The organism is Allocoprococcus comes (assembly GCF_013300725.1).
GTDB lineage: Bacteria > Bacillota > Clostridia > Lachnospirales > Lachnospiraceae > Allocoprococcus > Allocoprococcus comes_A.
Genome location: NZ_JAAIMM010000016.1, coordinates 23,513 through 35,747 on the forward strand (window position 1 = coordinate 23,513; position 12,235 = coordinate 35,747).

Below are 12,235 nucleotides of genomic sequence, written 5' to 3' on the forward strand. Positions count from 1 at the left end.
TAAAGAAGAAAAAGACTCGAAAACTTTTGTTTCCGGGTCTTTTTCAATTTACGGGAAATTATATTTCTCACTCCAGTGTTTCTTCTATATCCGCATTGATTCCTCTGTGTTCAACCGAAGTCGAAAATACGATCAGTGTCTTTGTTCTTCCAAATCGCTGCAATTCTCCAATAAATTTATCCAACTCTGTTGTGCTTGGAAACAGCACTTCTAACACCATAGAATATTCTCCGGTCACACAGTTGCATTCGATCACATTTGAACACTTTCTCACAAACGGATAAAACACATTTTTTTCCTCCGGCGAAACCTCCAGATTGATCAGTGCCTTGATATGATATCCAAGTGCTTCCGGATTCACCTGTGCCTGATAACCGAGAATATATCCTTCTTTTTCCATCTTTTCAATCCGCGCCGATACCGCCGGTGTAGACAGATACACCTTCTCTGCAATCTCTTTCAATGGGCATTTGGCATTTCTCTGTAAAATATTCAAAATTGTACGATCCACTGCATCCAGTTCATGATTTTTCATCTGCACTACCTCTTTCTTACATCCCATTTATACTTTTGACTCTCACATCAAAGAAGATGTTGGGGTCAAAAGGTCAAAAACCCTCTTGTAAGTCAAAAAAGAGGTACTCCCTGCGTTCTTCTCGACAGTAAAGTACCTCTTTGTACAAATATTTTCACTCTTTAAATATGTTAAAAATAATAGCATTCCTTTTTCTTCCTGTCAATAAAAAGACATTTATTTTTTCCTATTTTGATTTGACATTTGTCCTACCACGTGATATTCTGAAATTGTGTTTTAGATAAGATTTAGATTTCACATATTTTTGTAAATCATTAACATCTGTCTGATGACTTACAAAAATATGTGATTTTTATTTTTATCGGCATCATCAATTTTTTTAGGAGGTACTACTAATGAACAAGGGTACAGTTAAGTGGTTCAACGCACAGAAAGGCTACGGATTCATCACAAACGAAAGCACCGGAGAAGATGTATTCGTACATTTTTCAGGAATCGCGGGAGAAGGATACAAATCTCTTGAAGAAGGACAGAACGTTACTTTCGATATCACAGAAGGAAACCGCGGACTTCAGGCTGTTAATGTAACAGTTGCGTAATCACTGCAAAAGATGCTAGAGTAAAAAACCCGGCTTGTGGATCACTCCACAGCCGGGTTTTCTATGTTATAAATGTGCTTTGCCGGAATTACCCAAGCAGTTCTCTATATATCCGAATTACATTCTTATAGAATATCTTCTCGATCTCGCTCTCTGCAAATCCATTCTTTTTAAATACATCTTCCAGCTTTTCCATATCTGCCGGGGATGCAATCTCCAGTTCTCCATTCATACCATCAAAGTCTGAACCAAGTCCTAAAGCCTCTATTCCCGCCATATCACGGATATATTTTGCATGTGCCACAATATCCTCCGCTCTGCTCACAACCGTCTCTCCGTCTTTCCAGTCGCGCAGGAAATATGCATAATAATTCAGCCCGATCACACCGCCTCTTTCCCCGATCGCTTTCAGAAGTTCATCATTCAGGTTCCTCGGATGACTGCACAAATGTCTCGCGTTGGAATGGCTTGCTACAAAAGGCTTCTTTGTGAACTTTAATACATCCCGGATTCCTGCATCGTTTAAATGTGCCACATCGATGATCATTCCCAGGTTCTCCATCTCTTCCAGAAACTCAATCCCACGCGCTGTAAGCCCATATCCGGCTTCTGAAAAGGCTTTTCCGGCAAATTCTCCGCCAGTCGCTTTTGCCGGATATCCAAGCTGATTCGGATAGTTCCAGGTCAGAGTCATCATCCTTGCCCCCATCCTGTAAAAATCTCTTAAAAGGGCAGGATCGCCCTCACAGATTTCTCCTTCTTCCAATGTCAGCAACGCCGACATCCTTCCATTCTTCCGGTTTTCTTCAATCTCTTCATACTTCGTGACCGGCCGGATCCAGTCTTTATTTTTCTCCATTTCCCGATAAAATACATCCGCCATTTTCATTGCATAACGGAATGGACTTCCTGCAAGCATCGGATCCTCCAGATCCAGAAAAATGGCAAAATTCTGAATCAGATAATCCCCCTTTTTCATCCGTTCAAGATCCACATTTAAGTTATTTTTACGAAGTGAAATCTCTTTTCCCTGTTCCTTTCCTCTCAGAATCGCTAAAATCGTATCACAATGCATATCTGCTACTTTCATTTTCTATTCCCCCATCTTTTTTCTTTCTTATAATATCTACCGTATGTGATCCCGCACCAACCAGTTCCGGGCGTTCACACGTAGTCAGATGATAGTCAATAAACGTCTGGAAGGTCTTTTCATCCATCGTATTTAACACCTGACGCATATAATCGGATGGTCCATCCGCCGAAATAATCTGGATCCGTTCCATTCCTGCTGCTTCATTGTAGCTGTCAATATCCTCCAGGCGCACATAATCATACAAATCTTCCGGTGAAGGACATACCCGGTAATTCGCATCCAGCTTGCCATTTTCCAGACATTCCTGTATATGGTTCTCCCGGAATCCATACATCAGAACACTGTACTCATTCATTGTATAAGCCACCAGGATCGTGCCCTCATCCTTCAGAACACGCTTCGCCTCCATCAGCGCCTTCACTTTATCTTCCTTTGTATAAAGATGATACATCGGCCCAAACAGGATGATCAGGTCAAATTCCTTATCCGGAAAACGTGACAGCTTCAGCGCATTTCCCTGATATGCTTTCACAGAGCTGTTCTTCTTTTTCAGAATTCCCAGATTGTATTTCACCAGCTCTACCGCCGTCACATCGTACCCTTCTTCGGCAAGCGCAACACTGTAGCGCCCGGTTCCGGCTCCTACATCCAGAATCTTTACCTGTCCATGCTCCCGCTTAGGAAGATATTTGTGAATGTACTTCATTGAGGTGATAAATTCTACCTGTCCATGGCGGCTCTTAAGCCGCTTCTCTTCGTTGAATTTGTTATAATATTTTTCAAGCTCTGTCATCATAAATCTATTGTATCCTTTGTTTTTATTCTAGCGCTGCCGCTCTCCGGAATAAAATAATTCCGATCACAAACAAGACAGCGATCATCCCCACACCAATATTGATATTGCCGGTAAGCTGCGAGATCAGGCTCACGATCGTTGTTCCCATAAAGGACGCACCTTTTCCGCAAATATCCATTAATCCAAAGAATTCACCTGACTGGTTCGCCGGTATGATCTTCGTAAAGTAAGATCTTGAAAGCGCCTGCACACCTCCCTGGAACATACCTACCCAGACTGCAAGAACCCAGAACTGCCACTGGTAATGCAGAAAAATCGCAAAAATTGCCACTCCAAGATATGCCACGATACATACTGTGATCAGCTTTTCTGCAGAATATTTCTGTGCCAGTCTTCCGAAAATAATCGCAAACGGGAAAGCTACGATCTGCGTAAGCAACAATGCAAGAAGAAGTCCTGTACTGCTAAGCCCAAGTGCAGATCCATATGCAGTTGCCATATCAATAATCGTATAAACCCCGTCAATATAAAAGAAAAACGCCAGAAGGAACAGGAAAACCTTCTTCTCCTTTTTTACATTTTTCAGTGTAATGCCGATTCTTTTGAAGCTTTCTGAAAAAGCATGCTGCTTCTTTTCTACATAATACTTCTGGTGATAAGTTTTCAGAAGTGGTAATGTCATAATTACCCACCACACCGTGATGATCACAAAGGAAACCATCATTGCTATTTCCATTGTAATTCCAATCTTCCCTGCATTTAACACAACCAGAAGACAGATTACAAACGGTACACAGCTTCCGATATATCCCCACGCATAGCCCTGAGAAGAGACTTCATCCATCCGGTCTTCCGATGTCACATCGACAAGCATGGAATCATAAAATACCAGCGTTACGGAATATCCGACCTTTGCAATGACAAAAACTACCAGAAAGGCCAGCCAGTATTTTGCAAAACCCAGAGCGACCGAAGCAATTGCCCCGATTCCAAGTGCAATTGTAAAAACTGGTTTTTTATAGCCTTTTGTATCTGCAACAGTTCCAAATACCGGTCCTGCAAGCGCTGTAAGCAAGGTTGCAATGGACACTGCATATCCCCAGTATGCCAGATACTGTACATCCGAAAGTCCCTGTTTTCCTGCGATATAGTTGAAATAAATCGGTAAAATGGTTGCTGCCAGAAGTGTGAATGCAGAATTTCCGACATCATAAAGTATCCAGTTTTTCTCCTGTTTTGTCAGTTTTGTTTTCATTTAGCGTATCCTCCTTGCCCGGAAGCTGAGAACCAAATGTGTAGGCATATACAGAATCTAATGTGGCGCTTCCTTCCAAAAACGGTTTGTATTCGCAGATCAGTTTGTCTGCCAGCGGAACTGCTTTTTCATAAAGATGAAGCAGTCTTCTTATCTGTTCCCTGCAGGATTCATTCTCATGATACTTGATAATAAACCCATGAAAATCATAATAAAGTCCTGCCACTTTAAGTGCTGCATAAAGTGCCATCCGCTTTATTTTAGATGGACAGACAAGAATCCTGTCATAAAATACCATTCCATTCAGTGCTTTTTTGACTTCCTTTGCTGTAATTCCGCGATAAAAATCTTTTATAATTACCGCATTTTTCATAGAAGGAACAATATGTCCGGTCAGTCTCCTGCTCACTGGATTTTCTCCATTCATAATCATCAGCTTACGGTCCAGCTCGCCCTCCACTGCAATATGTGCAAGACCAGTTTCTTTTACTGCCTGTTCCACGTAACCATGGCAGGTCTCATCCAGCGCAAAATGGCAGAGCACTCCATATACATAAGCCAGATGCTTTTCATACTGGTCGTGTGTATGTAAAACCTTCGCTGCATGAACGAAGAACTTTCCCCCGCTCTCGCTATGCATACGGCTTCCCAACTGATTGACCTTGTTCTTGCCAAGCGGTCTGTAATAAAAAAGAATATCAGGTCCATGAAGTCCAATATTAAAAAGCTCCGGGTATTTATCAATAACTTTTCTCTCATATCCGCTTAATCTGCCCCTGATCTGCTGTCCGAAAATGTAATGTGCATAGGTTGACGGCATATTATCCCATCCTTTCTTTTCTGAAACACGTTTTATTATAGACGTTGCACTTTGCAGGCTCTATCTTACTTCTGTAAAGCTTATATAACGGCTTTGTAAAAAGTAATGACAAAATGATACGCTCTAAATAAATAGTAACACAAAAAGGCCTTTCAGGATAGTCCCGAAAGGTCTTCTGCACAACACTTTTAAAATACTTTCATCGTCCACTTGCTCATATCCCACACTTCATTTACCACATCCTGATAAAATTCCGGCTCATGGCAGATCAGAAGAATACTTCCTTTGTATTCCTGAAGCGCTTTTTTCAGAGAATCCTTTGCATCCACGTCAAGATGATTGGTCGGCTCATCCAGGATCAGCAGATTCGTGTCCCTGTTGACCAGCTTACAGAGTCTTACCTTTGCCTGTTCACCACCACTTAGTACCCTTACCTGGCTCTCAATATGCTTCGTAGTGAGTCCGCATTTTGCAAGGGCAGAACGCACCTCATACTGGGTAAATGACGGAAATTCCTGCCACAGTTCTTCAATACAGGTTGTCTTGTTCTCTCCTTTAACTTCCTGTTCAAAATAGCCGATCTGAAGATTTTCCCCAAGCTCACACTCGCCGGAAATTGACGGGATCAGACCAAGTACACTCTTCAAAAATGTAGTCTTTCCGATACCATTGGTTCCGACAATCGCAATCTTGTGTCCTCTTTCCATCTGGAAATTCAGCGGCTTGGAAAGTGGTTCATCATAACCGATTACAAGATCTTTGGTCTCAAATAACATTTTTCCCGGAGTCCGTCCGTAACGGAACTTAAATTCCGGTTTCGGCTTTTCCGCTGCCAGCTCAATGACATCCATTTTATCCAGCTTCTTCTGTCTGGACATCGCCATATTTCTTGTAGAAACACGGGCTTTATTTCTTGCCACAAAGTCCTTCAGTTCACTGATCTCCTGCTGCTGTCTGCGGTATGCTGCCTCAAGCTGTGCCTTCTTGACTGCATAGACCTCCTGGAAATGATCATAGTCTCCCACGTAGCGATTCAGTTCCTGGTTCTCCATATGATAGATGATATTTACCACTTCATTCAGGAACGGAATATCATGGGAAATCAGAATAAATGCATTTTCATAATCCAGAAGATACCTTTTCAGCCACGCAATATGTTCTTCATCCAGATAATTGGTCGGCTCATCCAGAAGCAGGATGTCCGGCTTCTCAAGCAGAAGCTTTGCCAGAAGGACCTTTGTTCTCTGACCTCCGCTTAGATCTGTAACATCACGGTCAAGCCCCAGATCCAGAAGTCCCAGTGCCCTTGCCACTTCCTCTACCTTTGCATCAATCGTGTAAAAATCATGCAGTGTCAACTCATCCTGGATCGTTCCAAGCTCTTCCATCAGAAGATTCATCTCATCCTCGTCTACTTCGCCAAGCCTCTCACAGATCTCGTTCATTCGCTGCTCCTTCTGTAAAAGCGGATCAAATGCACTTTTCAGTGCGTCCTGGATCGTCATCCCGCTCTGAAGGACTGCATGCTGATCCAGATAGCCTGCGCGTACATTCTTCGCCCATTCTACCTTTCCCTCGTCCGGCGTAAGTTTCCCGGTAACGATACTCATAAAAGTGGATTTACCCTCTCCGTTTGCTCCTACAAGACCGATGTGCTCCCCTTTTAAAAGGCGGAACGATACATCATCAAAAATGGCACGGTCACCAAAACCGTGTGTCAGATGTTCTACATTTAATATACTCATATTTTATTATTCTCCCTGATTCATTTCTTTACACATTGTCTTTTATTATATGTGGAAACTGATGTTCTTTCAATATAAGCAGACAAAAAACCCCAGAAACACAAGGTTTCTGAGGTTTGTATTTTTGAAAATGAACTCGAAAAACTTCGTCTTTCTCGCTGACACTTTGCTCCAAATTAACGTTTAGAGAACTGTGGTGCTCTACGAGCTGCTTTGAGACCGTATTTCTTACGTTCTTTCATACGTGGATCACGTGTAAGGTATCCGGCTTTCTTAAGCACCGGTCTGTAATCAGAATCTGCTTCAAGAAGTGCTCTTGCGATTCCGTGACGGATTGCTCCTGCCTGTCCTGTGTATCCACCACCACGTACGTTAACGAGAACGTCAAATTTATCAACTGTTTCAGTTGCAACTAATGGCTGACGAACTACAACTTTAAGAGTTTCAAGTCCTAAATATTCATCGATATCTCTTTTATTGATTGTGATCTTACCTGTACCTGGTACAAGGTATACTCTTGCGATAGATTTTTTTCTTCTTCCTGTTCCGTAGAATTTAGCTGTTGCCACTTTTATTTCCTCCTTTCAAACCTCTGACTAAAATGTTAAAACTTCTGGTTTCTGTGCCTGATGAGCATGTTCTGCTCCGGCATATACGTGAAGTTTCTTGATCATTGTTCTTCCCAAAGGTCCTTTTGGAAGCATACCTTTAACAGCAAGTTCGATAACCTGTTCCGGTTTCTTTGCCATCATTTCTCTTAATGTAGTTTCTTTCATTCCTCCTACATAATCTGAGTGATGATAGTATACTTTCTGATCTAATTTCTTTCCTGTAACTTTGATCTTTTCAGCGTTGATAACAATTACGTTGTCACCTGTATCAATGTGCGGTGTAAATTCCGGTTTGTTTTTTCCTCTTAAAACTTTAGCGACTTCTGCTGCAAGACGTCCAAGTGTCTGTCCTTCAGCGTCAACTACATACCATTTTCTTTCAATCTTATCTGGATTAGCCATGTAAGTTTTCATTGGTTGACCTCCTATGAATTTCGGTTTACTAATTATTTTCATTGTAGATTCTATAGAAAACAAGTTCACTCCGGGGCTTTGGTGCAAACTGTTTCTTCTCACGTCATACTTGCATATTATATTATACTGACAAGCTTTTGTCAACTGTTTCTTGCTGGTTTTCGTCACTTTTTTGTAGGAATTTTCTACAGCATTTCTTTCAGACTGTCCACAGTTTCTTCTGCCTTCACCAGTGTAATACTGCCATGATCCAGGCATTCAACAAACTTACATACCAGGTCAGGATCAAACTGTCTGCCTGCATCCTGAAGAAGCTTCTCCCGTGCCACTCCAACAGGAAATGCTTTTTTATAGCATCGTTCGGATGTCATGGCATCAAAAGAATCTGCCACGCACAAAATCCGCGCAGTCAGTGGAATATCTTCTCCTGCGATCCGGCGTGGATATCCTTTTCCATCATACCGCTCATGATGACCGATGACTGCCGGAATTACATAATCCAGCGATGGAAGGTGACGGATAATATCGATCGATGCCTCTACATGCCCTTTAATGACCTCATATTCTTCATCTGTCAGTTTTCCCTCTTTATTGAGTATATACTCCGGAATGCCGATTTTACCGACATCATGCAGAAGTGCTGCCTGCCGGATAATCTCTATCATATCTTCGTTCATTCCAAGGGCAGATGCCAGTGCCGTTGCATAATAAGCTACGTTGTTGGAATGGCTGAACGTATAGTGATCCTTCGCATCAATTGCCGCCGTCAGCGCATAAATCGTAGACTCATACTCCTGATAAATATGGGTACGATTCCTTGTATTGTTCCCCACACTGTTGTTCTGGAACATCATATCAAAGACCTGGATCCCATTTTTTCCATTATGTTTCACATGATAAACTGCCAGATCTACATTTTCCATCAGCTCTTTCACATTCCTTGCCGCATAAGGAGCCGCACTGATACCGGCACTCACAGTTACCGCTTTCAGCTTCATATCCGTTCTGCGGTTATTCATAACGTAAATCTGTTTTGCAATAGATTCCACCATATTTCTGGCAGAAAAAAGATCATATCCCGGTAAAAGAACCGCAAATTCCTTTCCTCCATAGCGGGCGGTGTATCCACTTTCTCCGACACTGCTTCTGATGATATCTGCAATCCGCTGCAGACACAGATCTCCTTCTTTCACCCCATACAACTGATTATACAATTTAAAATCATCTACATTGATGATCGCAAGTGCCAGCGATGCCTCCCTGTTTTTCTCAAGCTCTTCATTCAGCACTTCGTAGAAATACTTCCGGTTCAGTAATCCGGTCATCTCATCTGTTCTGGCTTCCTGACGGGCTCTCTCTTACAATCTTGAATTCTTAATCGCAATCGATGCAACCGACGTAACAGATGAGATCAGCTGCACCTCATCATATACCAGCCGTTTTTTTGCCGAAGCATCTGTGATCAGAATCACACCAACCAGGCATTCTCCATCTTTCAGTCCTGCACAGTAACGGATATGCGTCTTATCCAGCCGGTGTTTTTCACTCTCCCACATCGACTTATACTCCACAGTATAACGAAAATCCCGGTAAATGATCGGCTCTTCATGTTCTTTCAGCCACTGGATCATCGGGTTTTCTTCTTCCATCGTAAATGTCAGATCATTCAGTGGCTGATCACTTGCCACTCCCCGATATGGCTGTCCTGGTGCATCCTGCATACAAATATAGATATTTCCAACATCCATCAGTTCTTTCATGACACTGATCGTTTTATCCAGAATTTCATTTAAATCCAGCGTCTTCGAAATTGCAGAGCTGAACTCCCTGATTTTTTCTGTCTGATAATTTTCTTCCTTGACAAACACACTGCGTACCAGAAGCTTCCACAAAAAAGTAAACAGCGCATAAATCACCAGAAACACAATTGCAAAAACAAGGGCATAAAGCGTTGTATTCTTATCCATCTGTATATGGAAGATTTTCTGCAAATATGGAATTATATTTAAAAATACAATAACAGAAAATAAGAATCCTACACCGTAACACAGACTGGGCGATGCCAGCATCTGCAATCGGAACAGACGTCTGCGTATCAGTGCATAAAACAGAAAAAATACATTTACAATGCCACTTAAAATATCAATCGGAAATCCACTGAAGAATGGTATTCCAAGCAACATATTCCCTGCAAACAACACCAGAACCCCTGCCATGACCGGTTCATACTGTACTTTCATATTGGGATTCGCTTTGCAGATCCGCACAAGAATAAGAAAAAGATAAATCAAAAAAATACCCGCCGGGAAAAAGAGTACTAATATAGTAGGTTTAATCTCATACACAAAAGTAGGAAGCCCATTCTTTTCCACCACATTCGGGCATCCCAGGAATACCCCATGCCGGATATTTACCACAAAACAGATCAGCATAACAGCCAGATATATTTTCCCTGGCAGACTTTTTTTCACCCCGCCAAATGCCAGGATAAAGCAATAATATGCATACGGCAGTAGTAAAATTCCAAGCAGGGAAACCTGATACCAGAATTCATAACTTGGCCACAGATGGACACGCATAAATGCCGATCCTCCAGCCCAGAAAAGTAGTCCAACCAGCACTACCAGAAAGCTATTTACAATTTTATTTCGCTTCGCTGTCAGAAACATCAGCAGCATAAATCCATAGCACACCATTGCTATGATTGAAATATATCCATAGGTTCCCATAATTCCCTCTTATCTCACTTTGTTCAAACATTCCTGCACTTCCAGCAACGCCTTCAAATCATAATAAGAAGGATTCATCTGATGCAGTTTTTTCCCAGTCTTTTTTTCATAAGTTTCAAATGTTCCGCACGTAAAAATTGTAACCTGTAAAGGATCCATTCCCAGGATTTTCTTCAAGTCACGGTAATCCTGATCAATATATTTAAAATATGTACTCAGTAACTCTTTTAAAATATCGGCGCTCATGGCACTGTTCAGCAAGGATTCCCGTTCCAGTTCTACATACATATGCAGATATGGGCGGTTCTGTTCATTATATTCCTTTGCCGCAACCCAGTTTGTGATCGGGAGCTTTGACAGACGAATGACATTTCGGATCCCATTTTCTGAAATCCTTGTAAATCCTGCTATATCAATAATCCATGGTACCCGGTCCACATATTCAAAACGTGGGATCTGTGTTTCATCTTCCCTGTTTTCCAGTCCAACGCACCGGTACATATCACCACAGCGATATCTCGCGAATGCACCGCCTTTCAAAATCGTAAATACGAGCTCATATTTTTCTCCCGGCTGGACTTCATCCATCAGATATGTCGGCGGAATATAAGACGGATCTTCATGATTTTTCAACATATCCTTCTCTGTGATAAATTCATAAAATGCCGTATCCGGGAAGAAATACATTCCTTTTCTCGTCCAGGTCTCCGTCCCCATTATAGATGGTTCCGTACCGGCAAACAATTCCATCGGCCGGATTCCCCAGAGTTCTTCCAGATCATCTTTATAGCACTGATTGTCCGTACCTGCTACCATGAACCCTTTCAAATGGAATAAATCCTTTGGGAGTAATTGCCGGTTCTCCTTTTTGCAGCGGTATTTTGCCTGTATCATACGGAAGATCATATGCGGTCTGCATTTCAGAAGACTTGATAGTTGGATACCGCCGCCACCGGTCATCGAAGAAAGGCTCAGACTTACCGCATAAGCCACACTTCCAAGACCAAAGAAAAATCCCAGATCTTTTTTCATCGCCATTTTAAATCCCAGCTTGTTTCGTTCGCTAAAACTCATATTCACAGCATCTTTTACTGCCGGAAGAAACTCGATATCGATTTCTTCCCCGAGTGCCAGTGGGAAAAGTCCGGTAGCATACGGAAGCGGTGCCAGCGCATACAGAAATTTGTCCGTAGAAGCAACATCAAAAGAACCCTTTTTCCTGCTGGTCGATAAAATCAGACATGCTGTCACATTATTCCGGTAGGTATCCAGCATACTTCTTGTATATGGTGCAACCTTAATCGGATGTTTCCCGCCTTCCCAGGTTGTCTGAATCCAGATCACCGGATTCCCCGGAAGCATATCAGGCTGCTTGGTCAGAAGAATGTCTGCGTAATCTTCATACTCCGTCAGCGGTACCATTTTGCGGAATTCATCCAGATTTCGGGGATGTTTTCCTTTCAAAATCGACTGTCCAAGTCCACAGTTACTCCACAGCTGGATCTGTTCTTCCATCAGCCGCCGCTGGATTTTCATGTAACCGTCCATCGACAGATCCAGAAATCCACAGTACTGCTGCCATATTTCATTATACTGTTGTTTTTTTAATTTTTCTTTTAAATTCATAGACTGTCCGCT

At 42.1% G+C, this 12,235-nt stretch carries 10 protein-coding genes and 1 pseudogene; 1 reads left to right on the forward strand and 10 read right to left on the reverse strand.

Annotated features, from left to right (window positions below; all coding sequences use genetic code 11):
• Window positions 1-67: 67 nt before the first annotated feature.
• Window positions 68-520: an Lrp/AsnC family transcriptional regulator gene (locus G4407_RS09790; protein WP_044999139.1), complete on the reverse strand. Its 453-nt coding sequence runs from the start codon at window positions 518-520 to the stop codon at window positions 68-70.
• A 410-nt stretch (window positions 521-930) separates the two neighbouring features.
• On the opposite strand from G4407_RS09790, the gene G4407_RS09795 reads away from it, so the two are divergent.
• A complete protein-coding gene (locus G4407_RS09795) occupies window positions 931-1,134 on the forward strand; it encodes a cold-shock protein (protein WP_008373270.1) in 204 nt (67 codons plus the stop codon).
• A gap of 88 nt (window positions 1,135-1,222) precedes the next feature.
• Here G4407_RS09795 and G4407_RS09800 read toward each other — a convergent pair whose 3' ends face one another.
• From G4407_RS09800 to G4407_RS09840, 9 genes and pseudogenes are all read right to left on the reverse strand, one after another.
• Window positions 1,223-2,224, reverse strand: a complete 1,002-nt coding sequence (locus G4407_RS09800; protein ID WP_173688751.1) for a dipeptidase — start codon at window positions 2,222-2,224, stop codon at window positions 1,223-1,225.
• Window positions 2,199-3,023, reverse strand: coding sequence for a class I SAM-dependent methyltransferase (locus G4407_RS09805; RefSeq protein WP_173688752.1), 825 nt, complete (start codon window positions 3,021-3,023; stop codon window positions 2,199-2,201). Before G4407_RS09805 ends, G4407_RS09800 begins: the two co-directional genes overlap by 26 nt.
• Window positions 3,024-3,045: 22 nt before the next feature.
• A complete protein-coding gene (locus G4407_RS09810; RefSeq protein ID WP_173688753.1) occupies window positions 3,046-4,278 on the reverse strand; it encodes an MFS transporter in 1,233 nt (410 codons plus the stop codon).
• A complete protein-coding gene (locus G4407_RS09815) occupies window positions 4,232-5,098 on the reverse strand; it encodes a zinc dependent phospholipase C family protein (protein WP_173688754.1) in 867 nt (288 codons plus the stop codon). The genes G4407_RS09810 and G4407_RS09815 overlap by 47 nt, the downstream gene beginning before the upstream one ends.
• 188 nt (window positions 5,099-5,286) lie before the next feature.
• Window positions 5,287-6,843, reverse strand: coding sequence for an ABC-F family ATP-binding cassette domain-containing protein (locus G4407_RS09820; protein ID WP_173688755.1), 1,557 nt, complete (start codon window positions 6,841-6,843; stop codon window positions 5,287-5,289).
• 176 nt (window positions 6,844-7,019) lie between these two features.
• A complete protein-coding gene (gene rpsI / locus G4407_RS09825) occupies window positions 7,020-7,412 on the reverse strand; it encodes a 30S ribosomal protein S9 (protein WP_008373223.1) in 393 nt (130 codons plus the stop codon).
• A gap of 27 nt (window positions 7,413-7,439) precedes the next feature.
• A complete protein-coding gene (gene rplM, locus G4407_RS09830) occupies window positions 7,440-7,868 on the reverse strand; it encodes a 50S ribosomal protein L13 (RefSeq protein WP_022220779.1) in 429 nt (142 codons plus the stop codon).
• A gap of 185 nt (window positions 7,869-8,053) precedes the next feature.
• Window positions 8,054-10,597, reverse strand: a pseudogene (locus G4407_RS17180) (HD domain-containing phosphohydrolase).
• 9 nt (window positions 10,598-10,606) lie between these two features.
• Window positions 10,607-12,223 carry a GH3 domain-containing protein gene (locus tag G4407_RS09840; protein WP_173688756.1) on the reverse strand — a complete coding sequence of 539 codons (1,617 nt, stop codon included), beginning with the start codon at window positions 12,221-12,223 and terminating at the stop codon, window positions 10,607-10,609.
• Window positions 12,224-12,235: the final 12 nt, after the last annotated feature.

Excerpts from the sequence above, each read along its gene's own strand:
- G4407_RS09815 (WP_173688754.1), bottom strand. The coding sequence starts at position 5,098 with ATGCCGTCAACCTATGCACATTACATTTTCGGACAGCAGATCAGGGGC.
- G4407_RS09840 (WP_173688756.1), bottom strand. The coding sequence starts at position 12,223 with ATGAATTTAAAAGAAAAATTAAAAAAACAACAGTATAATGAAATATGG.
- G4407_RS09810 (WP_173688753.1), bottom strand. The coding sequence starts at position 4,278 with ATGAAAACAAAACTGACAAAACAGGAGAAAAACTGGATACTTTATGAT.
- rplM (WP_022220779.1), bottom strand. The coding sequence starts at position 7,868 with ATGAAAACTTACATGGCTAATCCAGATAAGATTGAAAGAAAATGGTAT.
- G4407_RS09800 (WP_173688751.1), bottom strand. The coding sequence starts at position 2,224 with ATGAAAGTAGCAGATATGCATTGTGATACGATTTTAGCGATTCTGAGA.
- G4407_RS09795 (WP_008373270.1), top strand. The coding sequence starts at position 931 with ATGAACAAGGGTACAGTTAAGTGGTTCAACGCACAGAAAGGCTACGGA.
- G4407_RS09805 (WP_173688752.1), bottom strand. The coding sequence starts at position 3,023 with ATGATGACAGAGCTTGAAAAATATTATAACAAATTCAACGAAGAGAAG.
- G4407_RS09820 (WP_173688755.1), bottom strand. The coding sequence starts at position 6,843 with ATGAGTATATTAAATGTAGAACATCTGACACACGGTTTTGGTGACCGT.